Here is a 19,591-nt window from a genome sequence, read left to right on the forward strand (position 1 = left end):
GCTGGCGAGCGGGGCGGAAGGGTGAGGGGGGCAGGTGTCGGTGGATTGTCGTGAATGTATCAAGAAATGTACAAGGATCGGGTTTCGGCGTTGCGCTGGGCTTTTCTGGCATCGGGGTTGTGGGTTTATCTGTTATCCAGGGTGGCGCTGATAGGTTTGGTTCTGCCTAACGGCAGAACAAATGCCCGCACCACCGCAAATACGGATATTGATCGTTCCCACGCTCCGCGTGGGGATGCATCGCAAGACGCTCTGCGTCCAAGTCGACGCGGAGCGTCAATCGGTGCGTTACCACGCGGAGCGTGGGAACGATCAAAAATAACCCCGGATCTATCCTCCAAACCAAGCCCCAGTGTAAATCCGCTTTTTACGGCCTCCGGTCCAACAAAACCGCCAGTCTTTACGCTTTCTTTATGCCCCGAACCCCCTCTCGGTCTCGTTCCTTTACACCCTGCGTGAGGACAATTCCTACACACGGCAATCGCCGTATGACGGAGAGTTTTTTCATGAGCGTTCTGGATGGGGTGTCACTGCTGTTGGCGGCAGGGTTGTTCGTGTACTTGCTGGTCGCGCTGCTGCGTGCCGGCCGGGTCGAGGAGTGACGGCCATGCACAGTTATGACTATCTGCTGATTCTGGCCTTCTTCGCGCTGGTGCTGCTGCCCGCGCCACTGCTGGGCCGTTTTTATTACAACGTCATGGAAGGCAACCGCACGTTTCTAACCCCGGTCATGGGTCCGGTCGAGCGCGTGTGTTATCGCCTGTCGGGCGTCGACCCCAAGGTCGAGCAAAACTGGAAAACCTACACACTGGCCCTGCTGGCGTTCAACCTGGCGGGTTTTGTCGCGTTGTTTGCGATCTTGCTGTTCCAGGGCGCCTTGCCGCTTAACCCCCAAGGCTTGCCGGGGATGGAGTGGTCGCTGGCGTTCAACACGGCGATGAGTTTCGTCACCAACACCAACTGGCAGAGCTACAGCGGCGAAGCCTCGCTGAGCTACCTCAGCCAGATGGCCGGGCTGACCGTTCAGAACTTCGTCAGTGCGGCCACGGGTATTGCGGTGCTGGTTGCGTTTTGCCGGGGCATCGGTCGTCGTTCGACACAGAATCTCGGTAACTTCTGGACCGACATGACCCGTGCGACCCTTTATGGGCTGCTGCCGTTGTGCATCATCATGGCGCTGTTTCTGGTCTGGCAGGGCGTGCCACAGACGTTCGCTCACTATGTCGACGCTATAACCCTGCAAGGCGCCGACCAGACTATTCCACTGGGCCCGGCTGCCAGCCAGATCGCGATCAAGCAACTGGGTACCAACGGCGGTGGCTTCTTCGGGGTCAACTCGGCGCATCCGTTCGAGAACCCGACCGCGTGGAGCAACCTGTTCGAACTGGTGTCGATCATCCTGATCCCGGTAGCGCTGGTGTTCACCTTCGGCCACTACGTCAAAGACATGCGTCAGAGCCGCGCCATCGTGGCCTGCATGTTCGTGCTGTTCCTGATCGGTGGTGCGACTGCGCTGTGGGCTGAATACCAATCCAACCCCGCGCTGAACATTGCATCGGTCGAGCAGACCGCGCCGATGGAAGGCAAGGAAACCCGCTTCGGCACCACCGCGACAGTGCTCTGGGCGACGGCCACAACAGCCGCATCCAACGGTTCGGTCAACGGCATGCATGACAGCCTTAACCCGCTGACCGGCATGGTCGCCCTGGCGAACATGATGGTCGGTGAGGTGATCTTTGGCGGCGTCGGTGCCGGTCTCTACGGCATGTTGTTGAACGTGCTGATCGCGGTGTTCCTGGCCGGTCTGATGATTGGCCGTACCCCGGAATACCTGGGCAAGAAGCTGCAGGCGCGAGAGGTGAAGCTGCTGGTCGCGACCCTGATCGTGATGCCGGTCGGCGTGTTGGTGTTCGGTGCGCTGGCGGCCTCGTTGCCAGGCCCGGCGGGTGCTGTGAGCAACCCGGGTGCCCACGGTTTCAGTCAGTTGCTTTACACCTACACCTCGGCCACGGCCAACAACGGCTCGGCGTTCGGCGGTTTCAGCGCCAACACCCTGTTCCACAACCTGATGCTCAGCCTGTCGATGTTCATCGGCCGCTTCGGCTACATCCTGCCGGTGCTGGCGTTGGCGGGCAGTCTGGCGGCGAAGAAGACGGCGCCTCTGGGCCAGAACAGCTTCCCGACCCATGGCCCGCTGTTCGTCACACTGCTGACCGTGACCATCCTGCTGGTGGGCGGCCTGACTTTCCTGCCGACCCTGGCGTTGGGCCCGATCGCCGAACACTTGAGCCTGGGCTTCTGAGGACTGAATCATGAATATGCAAGCTCCTGTAACAAAGAGTCCTGCCACAAGCGCCGACCAACAGCCGACTGCCGCACCGGTCAAGACCGGCTTTGCAGATCTCTGGCGTCCGGCGTTGATCCAGGCGTTCGTCAAACTCGATCCGCGCCAGTTGCAGCGCGCGCCGGTGATGCTGGTCGTTGAACTGACGGCCATTCTCACTACGATTCTGTGCCTGATCCCCAACCCGGCCGTGCCGACGTTCGTTGCGGTACAGATTGCCGTCTGGCTGTGGTTCACCGTGTTGTTCGCCAACTTTGCCGAAGCCTTGGCCGAAGGTCGCGGCAAGGCTCGCGCTGACAGCCTCAAGGCCGGTACTGAAGGCCTGAAAGCGCGTTTGCAAGGCGCCACTGGCGGCTTTCTGATGGTCAATGCCAGCACCCTGCGCAAGGGTGATGTGGTGCGCGTCGAAGCGGGGGAGTTGATCCCCGGTGACGGTGAGGTCATCGAAGGCATTGCCGCCGTCAACGAAGCAGCGATCACGGGCGAATCCGCGCCGGTGATCCGCGAGTCAGGCGGCGATCGCTCGGCGGTCACCGGCAACACGCGTCTGGTGTCTGACTGGCTGCTGGTGCGCATCAGCGCCAACCCTGGCGAGTCGACCCTGGACCGCATGATTGCGTTGGTAGAAGGCGCCAAACGCCAAAAGACTCCCAACGAAGTCGCGCTGGACATCCTGCTGATCGGCTTGACCCTGATCTTCCTGCTGGTGGTGGTGACCCTGCAGCCATTCGCCCATTTCGCAGGCGGCAACCTGCCGCTGGTGTTCCTGGTCGCGCTGCTGGTCACGCTGATTCCGACCACCATCGGCGGCCTGCTGTCGGCCATCGGTATCGCCGGGATGGACCGTCTGGTGCGCCTGAACGTCATCGCCAAATCCGGCCGTGCGGTTGAAGCAGCGGGCGACGTCCATGTGCTGCTGCTGGACAAGACCGGCACCATCACCTTCGGTAACCGTCGTTGCGCAGCGGTGTACGCAGCGCCTGGGATCACCGCCAAAGAGCTGGGTGAGGGCGCATTGCTGGCGTCGCTGGCTGACGACACAGCGGAAGGTAAATCGATTGTCGAGTACCTGCGTGCGCTGCACCCGATGATCGAGCCGGCGCCGAGCCAGCTGACTGCGGTGCCATTCAGCGCCGAAACCCGATTGTCGGGCGTCGACTACGACGGTCGGGTGTATCGCAAAGGTGCTGTGGATTCGCTGCTCAAATTCCTGGGCCGTGATCGCAGCGATCTGCCGCTGACCCTGTCGCGGGAAATCGACAAGATCGCCAAGACCGGCGGCACGCCGTTGCTGGTGTGCGGCGACGGCAAATTGCTGGGCGCCATTCACCTCAAGGACGTGGTCAAGCCGGGTATTCGTGAGCGTTTCGAAGAGTTGCGCAAACTGGGCATTCGCACCGTCATGGTGACCGGTGACAACCCGCTCACCGCCGCTGCGATCGCTGCCGAGGCCGGTGTTGACGACGTGCTGGCCGAGGCCACCCCAGAGAAGAAACTGGAGCGCATTCGTCAGGAGCAGAACGACGGTCGTCTGGTGGCGATGTGTGGCGACGGTGCCAACGACGCCCCGGCGCTGGCTCAGGCCGACGTCGGCATGGCGATGAACGATGGTACGCAAGCGGCCCGCGAGGCGGCCAACATGGTCGACCTGGACAGCGATCCGACCAAGCTGCTGGACGTGGTCCAGATCGGCAAGGAATTGCTGGTCACCCGAGGCGCACTGACGACCTTCTCGATTGCGAACGACGTGGCCAAGTATTTCGCGATTCTGCCGGCGCTGTTCGCGGCCATCTACCCGCAGTTGGGCGTGCTGAACGTCATGCACCTGGCCAGCCCGCAGAGCGCGATTCTCTCGGCCATCGTGTTCAACGCATTGATCATCGTCGTGCTGATTCCGTTGGCGCTGCGTGGCGTGCGGGTTCAGGCGGCCAGCGCCGCGCACCTGCTGCGTCGCAACCTGCTGATCTACGGTCTGGGCGGCATCGTCGTACCGTTTGTGGGCATCAAGCTGATCGACATGCTGCTCACCGGGCTGCATCTGGTTTAAGGGTCACGGCACTGCCTGCGCTGCGGGCGAACGATCGTCCGCAGCGCCTAACTTGATTGAGGATTGAATGATGTCCAGTGTATTGCGTCCGGCTGTGAGCCTGATCGTTCTGATGACCCTGATCACCGGCGTGGCTTATCCGCTGGTGGTCACCGGGGTCGCCCAGGTCGCGTTCCCGGAACAGGCCAACGGCAGCCTGGTGTATGACGATCAGGATAAGGTCCGGGGATCGGAACTGATCGCCCAGAATTTCACCGGAGAAGGGTGGTTCCATTCGCGTCCGTCAGCGGGCGCCTATGCGACCGTCTCCAGCGGTGCGAGCAACCTGTCGCCGAGCAACCCTGCCTTGGCGACGCGGATCACCGATGATGCGACCAAAGAGAAGGTTGATAATCAAGGGCCCGTGCCGTTGAACCTGCTGACCACCTCGGGCAGTGGTCTTGACCCGCATCTTTCTCCTGACGCGGCGGAATATCAGGTTGCGCGGATCGCGGCAGCCCGTAATCTGCCACGCGATTCGGTGCAAAAGCTGATTGCGGCCAACACCTACAGCCCGCTGATCGGGCCGCCGGTGGTGAACGTCCTGGCTTTGAATCAGAGCCTGGAAGCGCTACCGTCACAGTCAAGATAAACACCGGCCCTGTAGGAGCGTGGCTTGTCCCGCGATCTGCTGCGAAGCAGTAGTAAAACCAAGCGCCTGTGTAGTGTTAGACACACAACAACGATGCACTTGCTGCCGGTTCCCGGCAGTTCGCGGGACAAGTTGAAGCGCCACCCCGGCAGCTCCTACAGTGATGAGCGGCAGTACAACAACGTCATCAACGCAACAGGACAACCATCGTGAACACAAACAGCCGTGCTGACGCCTTGCTGGCCAATCTGCCCAGGGATGACCGTGGGCGGCTGAAGGTGTTTCTCGGCGCCGCGCCCGGCGTGGGCAAGACCTTCGCCATGCTTCAGGCGGCGCACACCCAAATGCGTCAGGGCGTTTCGTTGCTGGTCGGCGTTGTCGAGACCCACGGCCGCGCCGAAACCGAAGCCTTGCTGGGCGGCCTGCCGCAATTGCCGATGCTGCGCTCCGAATACCGGGGCGTGATGCTCGAAGAAATGGACCTCGACGGTTTGCTGCGCGCCAAACCGAAGCTGGTACTGGTCGACGAACTCGCCCACAGCAACGCACCGGGCAGCCGTCACGCCAAACGCTGGCAGGATATTCAGGAACTGCTCTCAGCCGGTATCGACGTCTACACCACGGTCAATGTTCAGCACCTGGAAAGCCTTAACGATCAGGTGCGCGGCATCACCGGTGTGCAGGTGCGCGAAACCTTGCCGGACTGGGTGCTGCAGGAAGCCTACGAACTGGTGCTGATCGACCTGCCGCCCCGCGAGCTGCTGGAGCGGCTGCGCGACGGCAAGGTCTACGTGCCGGAACAGGCGAGGGCGGCCATCGATGCATTTTTTACCCAGACCAACCTGACCGCGCTGCGCGAACTGGCCATGCAAACCGCCGCCGCACAGGTGGATAACGATCTGGCGCTGGGGTATCGGCAGTTGGGCCAGTCCGCGCCCGCGGTGCGCGGCCGGCTGCTGGTCGGTGTGGATGGCGACGCGCAGGCTGAACGGCTCGTGCGTCATGCCAGTCGCGTGGCACAGCGCAGGCACCTGCCGTGGAGCCTGGTGCACGTTGACAATGGCCGGTTTTTCGATGAACTGGCGCGCACGCGTTTGCAGAATGCGCAGCAACTGGCGGAACGGCTTGGCGGGGAAGTGGTGGTGCTGCGCGCCCCGGAAGTCGCGAAAACCCTGATTCAGCACGCCGCCGAACGTCGCGCCAGCCTGGTGCTGGTGGGGCAGTCACGGCCTTTGCTGCGTCGTCGGGTGTTCGGCGGCGGGCTGGCGGCACGTTTACTGCGCAACGCCCACGGCCTGGAGATCAACGTGCTGGACAGCGAGGCCCGTGCCGACCAGCCACGCTCGTCCACGCCCCGTGCGCTGCAATGGTTCGATTACCTGCTGGCGGTGGTGGCAACGGTCGGTGCCAGTGCCCTGGCGTGGGCGGTGTCCAGCGTGCTGGCGTTGCCCAACATCTCACTGGTGTTTCTGGCGGCGGTGTTGTTGGTGGCGGTGCGCAGCAGCGTCGGGCCCGCGATGGTCTGCTCGGTGCTGTCGTTTCTGGCGTATGACTTTCTGTTCATTCCGCCGAATTTCTCCCTGAGCATTCAGCGCGAGGAAGACGTGCTGACCTTGCTGTTTTTCCTGATGATGGCCGCGTTGACGGGCAATCTCGCCGCGCGCCAGCGTCGACAATTGCAGGCGTTGCGCGATACCCAGCAAGAAACCAGCGAACTGCTCGACCTGTCCAAACGACTGACCGCCGCAACAGATCGCCAGGCGGTGCTCAGCGCTGCCGAACAGCATCTGGCGGGCTGGAAAGAGTTACAGGTCTGCGTGCTCGACAGTGACAAGCAGCAGGGCTGGAAGGTTGAAGCAGGCGGCTCGGTCGAATTCTCCGAATTTGAGCGCGCGGCGGCAGACTGGGCCTGGCAGCACGGCCAACCTGCGGGCAGGGGTACCGGGACATTGCCGTCGGGCGATTGGTGGTGGCTGCCGCTGTGGGTCGACGATGCGCCGCTGGCGCTATTGGGCGTCAAACCGAAAGAAGGCGAGGCGTTCAGTCCCCAGCGTCGGCGGCTGTTGACGGCGTTGAGCCAACCACTGGGACAGGCGCTGGCCCGCGCACGACTCGCCGAAGACCTGGAAGCGGCGCGTCTGCATGGGGAAACCGAGCAACTGCGCAGTGCATTGCTGGCCTCGGTGTCTCACGACCTGCGCACGCCGTTGACGGCCATGCGCGGCAGCATCGACAGCCTGTTGGCGTTGGGCGAGGCCATTCCGCTGGAGGATCGCCGAGAACTGCTGGAAGGTACGCGCGATGAGGCCGAGCGCCTGGACCGTTACATCCAGAACTTGCTGGACATGACTCGACTCGGCCACGGCGCATTGAAGCTGGCGCGCGACTGGGTGTCGCCGGGGGACATCGTCGGCAGCACCTTGAACCGGCTGCGTGCGGTACTGTCGCCGTTGCAGGTCAGCACCGATCTGCCCGCGGACCTGCCGTTGCTGTACGTTCATGCCGCGCTGATCGAGCAGGCGCTGATCAATGTGGTGGAAAACGCCGCGCGTTTTTCGCCGGCTCACGGCCGTTTGCAGATGCAGGTGAGCGCAACCCACGATGAACTGATCTTTGCCGTCAGCGACGAAGGCCCGGGCATACCGGAGGCCGAGCGGGCGAAGATCTTCGACATGTTTTACACCGCTGCGCGCGGTGACCGGGGCGGACAGGGCACAGGGCTCGGGCTTGCGATCTGTCAGGGCATGGTCGGGGCGCACGGTGGGCGTATCAGCGTGGGTGACGGCATCGAAGGCAGGGGCACGTGCATCAGCCTGCATCTGCCGTTGCAGGCACAGCCTCAGGCAGAAATGGAGCAAGCAGTTTGATCGCGCACCGGGTTACGCTGGTGTACGGTAATGGGAAATCATGGGTAACGGGAAAAGCATGAACCAGGCGGCAACCATTCTGGTGATCGATGACGAGCCGCAGATTCGCAAGTTTCTGCGCATCAGCCTGTCGTCACAAGGCTACAAGGTCCTGGAGGCCGGCACAGGGACGGAAGGGCTGAGCCAGGCGGCGCTGAACAAGCCTGATCTGCTGGTGCTTGACCTTGGCTTGCCCGACATGGACGGTCAGGACGTCCTGGCGCAGTTTCGCGAGTGGTCGGCGGTCCCTGTGCTGGTGCTGTCGGTCCGAGCCAGCGAAGGTGAAAAGGTGCGCGCACTGGATTCCGGCGCCAACGACTACGTGACCAAGCCGTTCGGTATTCAGGAGTTTCTCGCGCGGATTCGGGCCTTGCTGCGTCAGGCACCGGAGACGGGGCAGGTGGAGTCGGCGTTGGTGATCGGTCCGTTGACCGTCGATCTGGCGTATCGACGCGTCATGCTGGACGCCGTCGAGGTTGCCCTCACGCGCAAGGAGTACGCGGTGCTGGCGCAGCTGGCGCGGCATCCGGGGCGGGTCATCACCCAGCAGCAACTGCTCAAGGACATCTGGGGGCCGACCCATGTCGATGACACCCACTACTTGCGCATCGTGGTCGGGCATCTGCGTCAGAAACTTGCGGATGACCCTGCCGCACCCCGGTTTATCGTGACCGAGGCGGGGGTGGGGTATCGGTTGGTGGAGAGCTGATTTCCGGGTCAAAAGAGAAAAGCGCGTTGCGCGATTAGGTCCAGAACAGTCTGGTGCAGGCTGAATATATCCCCGGTGGGAGTTAGCTTGCTGACGAATACGTCGTGTCAGGTATATCAATGGTGATTGACACACCGCCTTCGTCAGCAAGCTAACGCCTACAGGTTTGCGGCAGTCAGAAATCTCTCACTCCCGCCACTATTCGCTATTTCCCTCAATGCTCCCGCTCATAGCGATCCAGCGTGTCGCGCGCGATTTCGCGGCCGAGGGCGATGAGCTCCGGTGCTTTGTAGAATTCGAAGAAGCGGCACACGCGCTTGGGGACGTTGATCAGGATGTCCGGCGGGTAACCGGCGATCTTGTACTGCGCCAATGACGTCTGCATCACCTCGAAACTCTGGTTGATCAGGTCCAGCAGGGATGCGGGGCCCACGTTGTCGACGATGATCGATCCACTGGCAGACTTTGGCGCACCCGCCGCCTGGGGTGCTGCCGCCGGTTGCTGACCCTGCGGGTCGGCGGATTCCGGGTCGCTGCCACCCAGCCAGGGATTGGACGGCAAGGTGGCGGCGGTCGCCTTGAGGCTGTCCTGTTCGAGTCGCAAGACATCATCGCCCGCCACGTCCATTTTGCGACGAAACGGCAAGTGCGAACCGATGGAGCTGATCAGGCTGTCGAAGCGCTTTTTCACGGCAGGCGGGCGCTCGATCACGGGCAACTGGTACTGCTTCTGGTTGGTCGAGTTGAGGTTGACGGCCACGATCAGGTCGCAGTGGCTGGACACCACCGGCACGATCGGCAACGGGTTGAGCAGACCGCCGTCCACCAGGGTGCGGTTGCCCTGAACCACCGGCGTGAACAGGCTGGGAATCGCGGCCGAGGCGCGCATGGCCGAGTGCAGGTTGCCTTCCTGGAACCAGATTTCCTGTTGGTTGGTCAGGTCGGTGGCCACGGCGGTGTAGGGAATGCGCAGGTCCTCGATATTGATCTCACCGACGATCTCGCGAATCTGCCCGAAGACTTTCTCCCCACGAATGGCCCCAAGCCGAAAGCTGACGTCCACCAGGCGCAACACATCCAGATAATCCAGGCTCTCGATCCAGGCTTTGTATTCGGGCAGTTTTCCTGCGGCGTAGATCCCGCCAATCACTGCGCCCATCGAGCAGCCAGCGATGCAGGCAATGTCATAACCCCGGCGTTCCAACTCTTCGATGACCCCAATGTGCGCATATCCCCTGGCACCCCCGGAACCCAAGACCAGCGCAATTCTTTTTTTCATGTACAGGCTCCCCGTTGCAATGGTTCTACCCTACGCCCAAGGCCGCAGCGATTCATCTGGTCTTTGTCGAGAATCTCCCACGCCGTCGCGCACGAACGTGCGGATGTCGGCGTTGCCTGCGAAAAATGCCGGTATCTTTTTTGGATGGCGGATGTAATCTTAATGCGCGGGCAGGTGGCTGTGCTGTCCGGCCCTACTCATTTTCAAGCAGAAGGAGTCACCCGATGCCCTTGGTCAGAATCGACGTTGCTGCTCAAACCTCTTCCGACACCGTTACGGCGATTGGCGATGTCATCTACGAAGCGATGCTCAGCACGGCCAATGTGCCTGAACACGACAAGTTCCAGATCGTCCATCGCCATGCTTCGGAAGAACTGGTTTACCCGGCGGCGGGGTATCTGGGCGTGACGTACACCCCAAACATCGTGTTCATCCAGATTACCTGGAACGAGGGGCGAAGCATCGACGTCAAGAAAGCGTTCTACAAGGCCGTGGCGCAGGGGATTCACGACCGGACCGGGCTACGACAGGAAGACATCTGGATCAACCTGGTCGAGGTCAAACGCGAAAACTGGTCGTTCGGCAACGGCGACATGCAGTACGCCCCGAAGGACTGATCAATACCCGCGCCCACGCGCGGACGCGGGCGGCAGATCACAAGGCGTTCATGATCAACGCCGACGATAGAAATCGATAGGCTCGGACGGCCGAGTGTGGCACTTTTGCATCGCCGGGCCGTCAAAGCCGCATCATCGATTTCCATTGTTGAGGTAACACCGCATGAAAGCCTGGATCTGCCTGCCTTTGCTTGCCCTCGTTCTCACAGGCTGCGCTGGTAAAACCGCCTACCGCGACACCTGCGCCACGAATCTGGATGCCGCCTGGCATGAGCTGGATCTGGCCAAGGCGGAAGGTTTCGCCGGTACGGTCAGCTACTCGAAAGCCTTGTCGTTGCTGACAGGCGCCAAGACCCAGCAGCAATTCGAGGCGTTCGAGGGCTGTTCCGAGAAAGCCGAGAAAGCCCGTTTCTATATCCGTGAGTCCCGCGCCGGTCGGTAACTCGGGTCGGGTGCCACGTCATTCTCTGTGGGCGCGAATTTATTCGCGAGAGGCCGGTCCAGGCGCAGTAGCTTGATTGCCTGATCCATCTCATCGCGAATGAATTCGCGCCCACAGTGTTTTCATCCGCTGGAATTCTCTGATCAATCAGCGAGCCTTCACCTCCCGTAACAAATAGTCCCCAATCGCTTCATCCGCTCTGGCGAAAAGGCCTACGCTGAATTTAAAGTGGCGACACGTCTGGCATCTTCTGCAGTCCTACTAGCCATGAGCAGTCGCCTGGGGAGGCTTTCCAATGGGCAGAAAACTGGATGCTTGTCTAAACGCGATCAATGAAGTGGTGCTGGGCAAGGAGCCCCAGGTTCGTCTGGCCATGACGTGTCTGCTGGGCGGCGGCCATCTGTTGATCGAAGATTTGCCCGGCATGGGCAAAACCACGCTCAGTCACACGCTGGCGCGGGTATTGGGGTTGAGTTTTCAGCGCATTCAGTTCACTTCCGACCTGCTGCCGGGGGATATTCTCGGCACCTCGATCTTTGACCGGGAAACCGGCCAGTTCACCTTTCATCCCGGACCGATCTTCGCCGAACTGGTGCTGGCCGACGAGATCAACCGGGCGACACCGAAAAGCCAGAGCGCCCTGCTCGAAGCGATGGAGGAGGGTCAGGTGACCATCGAGGGTGCAACCCGTCTGTTGCCGGATCCCTTTTTTGTCATCGCCACGCAAAACCCGTTCAGCCAGGGTGGCACGTTTGCTTTACCCGAGTCGCAACTGGACCGGTTTCTGATGCGCTTGTCACTGGGCTATCCGGCGCGCTCGGCGGAAAAGGCCTTGCTGTTGGGCGAATCGCGACGCGAGTTATTACCGCGCATCGAGCCGATTCTCGACCACACTGAACTGGCCGCCCTGCAGGAAGAGGTGCGTCGGGTCCGGGCGAGCGATGCACTGGTGGATTACGTGCTGCGGTTGGTGGATGCGACGCGCAGCCAACCGCAATTTGCCTACGGATTGTCGCCTAGGGCGAGCCTGGCGATTCTGTCCGCTGCGCGGGCGTGGGCGCTGTTGGTCGGGCGTGATTACGTGATACCTGAAGACGTTCAGGCGATTTTGCCGGCGGTGATTGGCCATCGCCTGCGCGAGCGTTCCGATCCGACCGGGCACGGCGGCGGAGCGTTGGTTCAATGGCTGCTGCGTGAGGTGCCGGTGCTTTGATGCCACAGTTGAAACCGGTCTGGCAGCGCTGGGTGGGACGTCGTATTCCCCCGGCGTCGCGGATCGAGCTGGATCACCGCCGAATCTTCATACTGCCGACCCGGGTCGGCGGTACGTACGCGTTGGTGCTGTTTTTACTGTTACTGGTGTCGATCAATTACCAGAACAGCCTGGCCTATGGTCTGACCTTCCTCATGGTGTCGGTGGGGATCCTTGCGATCCTCCACACGTATCGCAACTTCAGCGGCCTGATCCTCAGCGCCAGCAATGCCCGTTCGGTGTTCGTCGGGGAGCCGGTGCAATTGCGCCTGCGGCTGGAAAGCAGCTCCAGCGGTCATCAGGCCATCGCGCTGGGCTGGGACAGCGAGCAACTGGAACAGACCGATGTCGATCCCGAGCGTCAGGTCGAAGTCGCATTGACGTTGCCCGCCGTTCATCGGGGGTGGTTGCGGGCGCCGCGTCTGCGGGTTGAAAGCGTGTTTCCGTTAGGTATTTTTCGCGCCTGGAGCTGGCTCGACCTGGAACAGACGGTGCTGATCTATCCGCGCCCGGTGCCCGGCAGCATGCCGTTGCTGAAAGGGGTGCAACCTCATGCCGAAGATGACGGTCAGGCCACGCAGGGGCAGGGCGTCGATGACTATCAGGGGCTGCGCGCGTGGCAGCCCGGCGATTCGATGCGCCGCATGCACTGGAAAGCCTGGTCGCGCGGGCAGGGGCTGATGGTCAAGGAGTTCACCGACCTCAGCGGTCACGACTTGTGTCTGGATTTCATGGCGTTGGGCGGCGACATCGAAGAGCGCCTGTCGCGCCTGTGTTACTGGGTGCTGGAATTGTCCCAGCGTCAGCAACCGTTCGCCTTGCGCCTGCCGGGTTTTCTGTCCGCCGTGGACAGCGGAGACGCACACCGTGAAGCCTGTTTGCGGCAATTGGCGCTCTACGGCGTGCGGGCATGAGCATGAGGTGGTCATGACGTCGACCCATCTTGCCCAACCGATTCCGCGCGTCAGCCTGAACTGGCTGTTGATCGCCCAGGCACTGGTCATCGTACCGTTCGCGCTGCACATTCCCGTTTCCCTGATCGTCTTGTGGCTGGCCTGCACGTTCTGGCGCATCCAGATCTTCCGCATGCGCGTGCCGATGCCGGGCACCTGGGTCAAGTCGGGTTTGCTGGTGGGAACAGCGGGCGGGATCTTTCTCGCGCGGGGCAGTCTGGTCGGGCTGGATGCCGGGGCGGCGCTGCTTATTGCTGCGTTCATCCTGAAAATGCTGGAGATGCAGACCCGGCGCGACGCGCTGGTGCTGATTTTCCTGGGGTTCTTTTGCGTTGCCGTGGGCTATCTGTTCGAGGACGCGATGCTTTGGGGGCTGTTCACGCTGCTGCCGATTGCGACCTTGCTGGCCGCGCTGATCGGGCTGCAACAATCGGCGGTGTCCAGTAAACCTGCGAGCACCTTGATGCTGGCGGTCAAGCTGCTGTTGCAGGCGGTGCCGCTGATGCTGTTGTTGTTTCTGTTCTTTCCGCGCCTGGATCCGTTGTGGTCGCTGCCGCAACCCAGCAACAAGGCGCTCACAGGGCTGTCCGACAGCATGGCGCCGGGCGACATCGCCGAATTGAGCAAGTCCGCTGCCCTGGTGTTCAGGGCCAGTTTCGAGGGGGCCACGCCGCCGCGCAATCAGCAGTACTGGCGGGGCCTGACACTGGAGCAGTTCGACGGCCGGCGCTGGTCGCAATCCTCCCGCGCGCAAGTGCCGGATGCGCCTGACTGGCACAGGGGAGGCGAAAAGCTCAGTTACAGCATTGTCATGGAACCGACCGGCAAACCGTGGCTGATGGCCCTGGATGTCGGTGAGGTCGAACTGGCCGGCGTTCGCCAGATGAGCGATTTTCGCTGGCAGCGGCGACGCCCGATCGATCAGTCGATGCTTTACAGCGTCACGTCCTGGCCGGATGCCGTGCGTGAAACCGTCCTGAACGAAGGCGGGCGGATGCAGAACTTGCAACTGCCCGCCAAGGGCAACCCTGAGACGCGCGAGTTCGCCGCCGATCTGCACCGCCGCTACGGCAAACCCGACGCGCTGGTGGACGCGCTGCTGTCTTACTTCACCGGGCAGCCTTTCCATTACACCCTCAAACCGCCCGCGCTGGGTCCCAACAGCATCGATGACTTTCTGTTCGGCAGCCGCGCCGGATTCTGCGCCCATTACGCAGGCGCAATGACTTACGTGCTGCGGGCCGCAGGCATTCCCGCGCGGGTGGTGGCCGGCTATCAGGGCGGCGAGCTGAACCCGGATGGCAACTACATCAGCGTGCGCCAGTTCGACGCTCACGCTTGGGTGGAATACTGGCAGGCGGGCGTTGGCTGGCGCAGTGTCGATCCAACGGCCGCCGTGGCACCTGCCCGGATCGAGCAAGGCCTGGAGCAGGCGCTGGCCGCCGATGAAGATTTCCTGGCGGACTCACCGATGTCGGCGCTGCGTTATCGGCATCTGGCCTGGCTCAATTCGATTCGCTTGAGTTGGGATAACCTCAACTACGGCTGGCAGCGCTGGGTCCTCGGCTATCAGGGACAGCAACAACTGCAGGTGCTGGGCCGCTGGTTCTCCGGGTTCCAGGCGCCGGTCTTTGCCGGGGGCGCAGTGGTCATCCTCGGGTTGATCGCGTTGTGGCTGTTCAAGCCGTGGCGACGGGAAAGCGATTCGCAACTCCGTTTGTTCAACGCTTTCGAACGACTGCTGGCGCGCCATGGTCTCAGACGTCAACAGGGCGAAGGCGCGCAAGCGTTCGCCGCGCGTGCTGCCCAGCGTTTTCCGACCCATGCGGACGCCATCGAAGGTTTTGCCCGCGAGTTCGAAGCGCAACGTTATGCCGGCGTTTCCGGTTCGGCCGCCCAATTGCGTCGACGTTTGAAATACCTGCGTCGCAGCTTGCCCTGGCGCCTGTCGGCAGTGAAGGACAGGCAGCGTTAACTGACACCATAGGAGTGCCTCATGTCTGCCATGGTCGATCACTTGATCGCCGAGATTCTCAGCCTCAACGTCAAGTTGCTGGCGTGTCATGCGCGCCTAGTCGCGTCCACGGACAGTGAGGCGCTGCATGATCTGCGCACCACTGTCCGGCGTCTGCGCAGCGTGCTTCGGCCCCTGCGCGGGTTGCCAGGCATGGAGCAGGTCGAGGAGGCTGCCAAAGGGGTGGGTGACCTCACGACGCCCCTGCGCGACATGCAGGTGCTGGCCGCTTACCTGCGCGTGCAGGGTATGGATCAGGCGGCCGTCAAACGGGAGAAGTATCTCGCGACAGCCTGCCCTCGGGTCGCCAGCTCGGCTGAGCTCAATCGCTTGTTCGGGGTGCTGGACCAGCTTCCTTCCTTTCTGCGCGCGCAACAGCGCCATGGTCTGCTCAAGAAGCTGCGCCAACGCATCGAAAAGCGCATGGACAAGCAGTGGAAGACCCTGCGTGAAGCCATGGCGGATCCCGCCCATGATCGACACCGTCTGCGGTTATTGATCAAGCGCGTCCGGTATGCGGCCGAAGCGTATCCCGAACTGAGCCACCAGCCAGACGGCATGCAGAAGCGCCTTAAATCGGCCCAAGGTGCGCTGGGTGACTGGCATGACCATCTGCAATGGCTGGCGCAGGCTGTGCAGCAAGCCGATCTGGCGCCCTGCGTCGCCGGTTGGGAACTGGGGATTCTGCGCGCCGAAGAGAAGTCCGACAAAGCGCTGGAGCGGCTGTTTCACGCCTGCTTTGGTGACGCGCCTGCACATTGATCCCGATCAGGCCGCAGGATTGGCGCAAATGAGCGCTGTCCTGTGGCCGATGCCTCGATAAGATCCTGCACTTCACTCACCGATTCGTTGGCTGCCACATGGAGTGCGCATGACATTCTCCCAATTGCTCGAAGCCGTTCGCGATAATCCGCAGTCGGTGACCATTCCCGCATCGTGGTCTCAGGGCCGTTCGTGTTTCGGGGGCCTGATCGCGGCGCTGCAGTTCGAGGCCATGCGCGCGAAGGTGCCGGTCGATCGGCCGGTTCGTTCACTGGCGATCTGTTTCGTCGGCCCTCCGGCGATCGACACGCCGATTTCATTCGACGTCGAAATCCTGCGCGAGGGCAAAGCGGTCAGTCAGGTGCTGGGGCGTGCCGTGCAGAATGGCGAAACCGTGACATTGATTCAGGGCAGCTTCGGCGCACCTCGCGAATCGATGATTGCGGTTGACGCCGAACCTGCGCCTGCGCTCAAACCCGTGGAGGATGTCCCGGCATTCCCGTTCATTCCCGGGGTGATGCCTGAATACCTGCGTTTTATCGACATGCGCTGGGCGTTGGGCGGTCTGCCGTACACCCACACGAAATCGCCGGCCATTGGGGGCTACGCGCGTTTGAAGGATGTTGAGGAGGAGAAACTGACCGAGGCGCATCTGCTCGCGCTCGTCGACAGCTGGCCGCCTGCCGTATTGCCGCACCTGAATAAGCCGGCGCCGGGCAGTTCGCTGACCTGGACCATCGAGTTTGTGCAGCCTTTGCCTGAGCTGACGACCCGTGACTGGACGCAATACAAGGCGGTGATCGAGCACGCGCGTGACGGTTACGGCCACGTGGCAGCTGGATTGTGGACGCCAAAAGGGGAGCTGGTTGCAATCAGCCGTCAGACCGTGACGGTGTTCGGATAGACGCCGCGATGTTGCACCGCAAGCATTTCAATTCGGGAACTCAATACGTGAGTCGCCCACCCGCCCGAGACCTTACTGGCCTCGGGTTTTGATGGCCTGCGCGGCGACCAGACCCAGCACGCCGATGGCGGCAGACGTCACGCTGGCACTCAGGGCGCCGTCGAGCAAGAGCAGGCCTGAGACGATCGACAGCGGAAACGCCAGGGACGACAGCACCAGATTGGACGGCAGGCCGGATTTGTTGGCGGCCGCGAAGAAGTCTTCAAGGTGCAGGTTGGTAATGAACTTGGGCATGATGATGACCTCGCAATGCCTGAATAAGAACCGTTTTCGATGGGTTCAGAATAGGCCCGCAACCGTGGGACGGCGAATCGAGGTTTGCTATCGGTGTGATAGGCGGCATGGGGGAAAGGTAATGGGTCTTACCTCGTCACCTTCAACTGCCCGATGGCCGTATTCAGTTCGCCCGCCAAGGTCGCCAGTTCATCGCTGGTACTGGCCGAGTCGACGGTCTGGCGCACCGTCCGTTCGGTGACGTCGCGGATGCTGACCACCGCGCGATTCATTTCTTCAGCCACCTGACTTTGCTGCTGCGCGGCCACCGCAATCTGGGTGTTGCTCTCACGCATTTGCGCGACCGCTTCGGTGATCGCTGCCAGTGCTTGCCCGGCTTCCCGCGCCTGCTGTACGCAGTCGTCGGCCTTGTACGAACTCTCCTGCATGAAGTCCACGGCATCGCGAGTGCCGGACTGCAGGTCCGACACCATGGTCGTGATTTCGTCGGTCGAGGTTTGCACACGTCTGGCCAGGTTGCGCACCTCATCGGCGACCACCGCGAATCCACGGCCCATTTCGCCGGCCCGTGCGGCTTCGATAGCGGCGTTGAGCGCCAGCAGGTTGGTTTGTTCGGCGATGCTGTGAATCACGCTGACCACGCTGTTGATCTTCTGGCTGTCCTCGGCAAGGCGCTGGATCATGCTGGCCGTTTGCTGCACGCCATTGGACAGCCCGGAAATCGACGCCTGCACCCGGTCTACCACCTCTTTACCACTGCCTGCGAGCGTGTCGGCATGTTGTGACTGGTCGCGGGTGGCGCTGGCGTGCTGGGCGATGTGATAGACGGTGGCGGTCATCTCGTTGATGGCGGTGGCGACCTGATCCGTTTCGCTCTGCTGGCCCAACATGCCCTGACGGACATCGCTCATGCCTGAGGCCAGATGCACCGCACCTTGATCCAGACGCGCCGCCGATTGCGCCACGGTGCCAACGATGCGTTGATAGCCCGCCTGCATGGCATTGAAGGCTTTGGCCATCTGTCCGACCTCGTCTTCACCGGCCAGCGGCACTCGGGCGGACAGGTCGCCACTGCGCTCGACGTGCAGCATCACGTCCTTGAGGGTGTTGAGGTGAGTCAGCAGGAAGCGGATCAACAGTTGTGAGGCCCCGAGCATGATGAGCATCAGCACGAACACGGCGATGGCGTAATGGCCGGCGTGCTCGGCCAGCAGTTGGTCGAACGAAGGAGGTGCGGCGAGGGGCGGGAGGCTTGGAGCTGCTTGCCCGCCAGGCCACGCCGCCAGCAGCTGTTGCCGGGCCTGATGAAACGCTTCGGCGTCGTCGGCTCGGGCGCGTTGTTCGATATGAAGGGCGTAAAGCACCAGCAGCAGGGTGGTGATGAACGCGACGGCGTTAACCGCCCAGAACTTGTATTTCAGCGAGATGTTGCTCAACCAGCGGCCCATGAGAAAGCTCTTCTGTGAGTTGCACGTGTCGGCGATGACACGTGGCAAGGCAAGGTGCCAGCATTCTCTCAGGGGAACCGGTCAGTCGCGTTGATCTGGATCAATGTCCGAATCCAGCTCGATCGCCGATGATTCGATCACCGGTAACGAGAAGAACGCGCGGGCGCATGCCGTCGTATGAGCGGCAACGTCGGCTTCGGTTTCCCCGCGGTGCAGCGCGACTTCGCGCAGTACTTCGGGAAGGTACGCCGGCTCATTGCGCCCGTTTTTCGGCTTGGGGCGCAGGCTGCGAGGCAGCAGGTAGGGGGCGTCGCTTTCCAGCATCAAACGGCCACGAGGGATGTCGCGCACCAGCGGGTGCAGGTGAGTGCCTCTTCGCTCGTCGCAGATCCAGCCGGTGATACCAATGTGCAGGTCCATGTCCAGGTAACTGAACAGCGCGCGCTTCTCCCCGGTGAAGCAATGCACCACCGCAGCCGGCAATTGATCCCGATAATCCCGCAAGATCGCCAACAGCCGTTGATCGGCATCGCGTTCGTGCAGGAACACGGGCAACTGAAGGGCGACCGCGAGGGCCAGGTGCGCTTCAAGGACCTTTTCCTGTTGCGGGCGGGGCGAGAAATCGCGGTTGAAATCCAGTCCGCATTCACCAACGGCACACACTCGATTTTCTTTTAACAAGGCATGCAACTGTTTCTCGGTCTCGACGGTCCAACCGCTCGCCGAATGGGGGTGTACCCCGGCGGTGCTGAACAACCGCTGGCCGCTTTCGTCCAGTTGGCGGCACATCTGCAACGCCTGTTCGCTGCCTTCGACGCTGGTGCCGGTGAGGATCAATTGAGCCACGCCCGCAGCGTAGGCCCGGTCGAGAACATCCCGCTCTTTGGCGGCGAAGCTTGGGTTGGTCAGGTTGACGCCGATGTCGATTAGTTGCATGGTGCACCTCAGGCCGGAGGCCGAGAAGAATACCAGAGCGATTGAAGCGATAA

General features: G+C 62.0%; 17 protein-coding genes. 13 read left to right on the forward strand and 4 right to left on the reverse strand.

What is annotated here, in order from left to right; genetic code table 11:
* Positions 1 to 506 precede the first annotated feature (506 nt).
* From kdpF to ABDX87_RS24575, 6 genes are all read left to right on the forward strand, one after another.
* Entirely contained in the window at positions 507 to 602 is a 96-nt protein-coding gene (gene kdpF, locus ABDX87_RS24550; protein WP_037009437.1) for a K(+)-transporting ATPase subunit F, read from the forward strand.
* A 5-nt stretch (positions 603 to 607) separates the two neighbouring features.
* Positions 608 to 2,302 (forward strand): potassium-transporting ATPase subunit KdpA, encoded by a 1,695-nt coding sequence (gene kdpA / locus ABDX87_RS24555; protein WP_346830207.1) that lies wholly within the window; start codon positions 608 to 610, stop codon positions 2,300 to 2,302.
* Positions 2,303 to 2,318: 16 nt separating this feature from the next.
* Positions 2,319 to 4,391 carry a potassium-transporting ATPase subunit KdpB gene (gene kdpB / locus ABDX87_RS24560; RefSeq protein WP_431061277.1) on the forward strand — a complete coding sequence of 691 codons (2,073 nt, stop codon included), beginning with the start codon at positions 2,319 to 2,321 and terminating at the stop codon, positions 4,389 to 4,391.
* Positions 4,392 to 4,461: 70 nt separating this feature from the next.
* Positions 4,462 to 5,022: a potassium-transporting ATPase subunit KdpC gene (gene kdpC, locus ABDX87_RS24565; RefSeq protein WP_346833612.1), complete on the forward strand. Its 561-nt coding sequence runs from the start codon at positions 4,462 to 4,464 to the stop codon at positions 5,020 to 5,022.
* Positions 5,023 to 5,231: 209 nt separating this feature from the next.
* Positions 5,232 to 7,889 (forward strand): sensor histidine kinase KdpD, encoded by a 2,658-nt coding sequence (locus tag ABDX87_RS24570; RefSeq protein WP_346830209.1) that lies wholly within the window; start codon positions 5,232 to 5,234, stop codon positions 7,887 to 7,889.
* Between the two features lie 58 nt (positions 7,890 to 7,947).
* Positions 7,948 to 8,637: a response regulator gene (locus tag ABDX87_RS24575; RefSeq protein WP_346830210.1), complete on the forward strand. Its 690-nt coding sequence runs from the start codon at positions 7,948 to 7,950 to the stop codon at positions 8,635 to 8,637.
* Between the two features lie 214 nt (positions 8,638 to 8,851).
* Here the strand turns inward: ABDX87_RS24575 and ABDX87_RS24580 are convergent, their stop codons facing one another.
* The gene (locus ABDX87_RS24580; RefSeq protein WP_346830211.1) at positions 8,852 to 9,916 is read right to left on the reverse strand and encodes a patatin-like phospholipase family protein; all 1,065 of its coding nucleotides are present in this window, start codon (positions 9,914 to 9,916) and stop codon (positions 8,852 to 8,854) included.
* A 224-nt stretch (positions 9,917 to 10,140) separates the two neighbouring features.
* Here ABDX87_RS24580 and ABDX87_RS24585 point away from each other — a divergent pair, with 224 nt between their 5' ends.
* From ABDX87_RS24585 to ABDX87_RS24615, 7 genes are all read left to right on the forward strand, one after another.
* Positions 10,141 to 10,533 carry a tautomerase family protein gene (locus tag ABDX87_RS24585; RefSeq protein ID WP_346830212.1) on the forward strand — a complete coding sequence of 131 codons (393 nt, stop codon included), beginning with the start codon at positions 10,141 to 10,143 and terminating at the stop codon, positions 10,531 to 10,533.
* Between the two features lie 163 nt (positions 10,534 to 10,696).
* Entirely contained in the window at positions 10,697 to 10,975 is a 279-nt protein-coding gene (locus ABDX87_RS24590) for a hypothetical protein (RefSeq protein WP_346830213.1), read from the forward strand.
* Between the two features lie 295 nt (positions 10,976 to 11,270).
* Positions 11,271 to 12,188 carry an AAA family ATPase gene (locus ABDX87_RS24595; protein WP_346830214.1) on the forward strand — a complete coding sequence of 306 codons (918 nt, stop codon included), beginning with the start codon at positions 11,271 to 11,273 and terminating at the stop codon, positions 12,186 to 12,188.
* Positions 12,188 to 13,141: a DUF58 domain-containing protein gene (locus tag ABDX87_RS24600; RefSeq protein ID WP_431061177.1), complete on the forward strand. Its 954-nt coding sequence runs from the start codon at positions 12,188 to 12,190 to the stop codon at positions 13,139 to 13,141. Before ABDX87_RS24595 ends, ABDX87_RS24600 begins: the two co-directional genes overlap by 1 nt.
* Positions 13,142 to 13,154: 13 nt before the next feature.
* Entirely contained in the window at positions 13,155 to 15,155 is a 2,001-nt protein-coding gene (locus ABDX87_RS24605) for a transglutaminase TgpA family protein (RefSeq protein WP_346830216.1), read from the forward strand.
* Between the two features lie 21 nt (positions 15,156 to 15,176).
* On the forward strand, positions 15,177 to 15,956 hold the full coding sequence (locus tag ABDX87_RS24610) for a CHAD domain-containing protein (RefSeq protein WP_346830217.1): 780 nt from the start codon (positions 15,177 to 15,179) through the stop codon (positions 15,954 to 15,956).
* A 109-nt stretch (positions 15,957 to 16,065) separates the two neighbouring features.
* On the forward strand, positions 16,066 to 16,860 hold the full coding sequence (locus ABDX87_RS24615; RefSeq protein WP_346830218.1) for an acyl-CoA thioesterase: 795 nt from the start codon (positions 16,066 to 16,068) through the stop codon (positions 16,858 to 16,860).
* Positions 16,861 to 16,932: 72 nt separating this feature from the next.
* Here the strand turns inward: ABDX87_RS24615 and ABDX87_RS24620 are convergent, their stop codons facing one another.
* From ABDX87_RS24620 to ABDX87_RS24630, 3 genes are all read right to left on the reverse strand, one after another.
* The gene (locus ABDX87_RS24620; protein ID WP_346830219.1) at positions 16,933 to 17,154 is read right to left on the reverse strand and encodes a hypothetical protein; all 222 of its coding nucleotides are present in this window, start codon (positions 17,152 to 17,154) and stop codon (positions 16,933 to 16,935) included.
* Between the two features lie 128 nt (positions 17,155 to 17,282).
* On the reverse strand, positions 17,283 to 18,602 hold the full coding sequence (locus tag ABDX87_RS24625) for a methyl-accepting chemotaxis protein (RefSeq protein WP_346830220.1): 1,320 nt from the start codon (positions 18,600 to 18,602) through the stop codon (positions 17,283 to 17,285).
* Positions 18,603 to 18,683: 81 nt separating this feature from the next.
* Positions 18,684 to 19,538, reverse strand: coding sequence for a TatD family hydrolase (locus tag ABDX87_RS24630; RefSeq protein ID WP_346830221.1), 855 nt, complete (start codon positions 19,536 to 19,538; stop codon positions 18,684 to 18,686).
* Positions 19,539 to 19,591 lie beyond the last annotated feature (53 nt).

Origin of the sequence: Pseudomonas abietaniphila, assembly GCF_039697315.1 — a bacterium.
Lineage (GTDB): Bacteria > Pseudomonadota > Gammaproteobacteria > Pseudomonadales > Pseudomonadaceae > Aquipseudomonas > Aquipseudomonas abietaniphila_B.

Coding starts and splice junctions, on each gene's coding strand:
- kdpF (WP_037009437.1), top strand. CDS start 507: ATGAGCGTTCTGGATGGGGTGTCACTGCTGTTGGCGGCAGGGTTGTTC.
- kdpA (WP_346830207.1), top strand. CDS start 608: ATGCACAGTTATGACTATCTGCTGATTCTGGCCTTCTTCGCGCTGGTG.
- kdpB (WP_431061277.1), top strand. CDS start 2,319: ATGCAAGCTCCTGTAACAAAGAGTCCTGCCACAAGCGCCGACCAACAG.
- kdpC (WP_346833612.1), top strand. CDS start 4,462: ATGTCCAGTGTATTGCGTCCGGCTGTGAGCCTGATCGTTCTGATGACC.
- ABDX87_RS24575 (WP_346830210.1), top strand. CDS start 7,948: ATGAACCAGGCGGCAACCATTCTGGTGATCGATGACGAGCCGCAGATT.
- ABDX87_RS24580 (WP_346830211.1), bottom strand. CDS start 9,916: ATGAAAAAAAGAATTGCGCTGGTCTTGGGTTCCGGGGGTGCCAGGGGA.
- ABDX87_RS24585 (WP_346830212.1), top strand. CDS start 10,141: ATGCCCTTGGTCAGAATCGACGTTGCTGCTCAAACCTCTTCCGACACC.
- ABDX87_RS24590 (WP_346830213.1), top strand. CDS start 10,697: ATGAAAGCCTGGATCTGCCTGCCTTTGCTTGCCCTCGTTCTCACAGGC.
- ABDX87_RS24595 (WP_346830214.1), top strand. CDS start 11,271: ATGGGCAGAAAACTGGATGCTTGTCTAAACGCGATCAATGAAGTGGTG.
- ABDX87_RS24600 (WP_431061177.1), top strand. CDS start 12,188: ATGCCACAGTTGAAACCGGTCTGGCAGCGCTGGGTGGGACGTCGTATT.
- ABDX87_RS24605 (WP_346830216.1), top strand. CDS start 13,155: ATGACGTCGACCCATCTTGCCCAACCGATTCCGCGCGTCAGCCTGAAC.
- ABDX87_RS24610 (WP_346830217.1), top strand. CDS start 15,177: ATGTCTGCCATGGTCGATCACTTGATCGCCGAGATTCTCAGCCTCAAC.
- ABDX87_RS24615 (WP_346830218.1), top strand. CDS start 16,066: ATGACATTCTCCCAATTGCTCGAAGCCGTTCGCGATAATCCGCAGTCG.
- ABDX87_RS24620 (WP_346830219.1), bottom strand. CDS start 17,154: ATGCCCAAGTTCATTACCAACCTGCACCTTGAAGACTTCTTCGCGGCC.
- ABDX87_RS24625 (WP_346830220.1), bottom strand. CDS start 18,602: ATGGGCCGCTGGTTGAGCAACATCTCGCTGAAATACAAGTTCTGGGCG.
- ABDX87_RS24630 (WP_346830221.1), bottom strand. CDS start 19,538: ATGCAACTAATCGACATCGGCGTCAACCTGACCAACCCAAGCTTCGCC.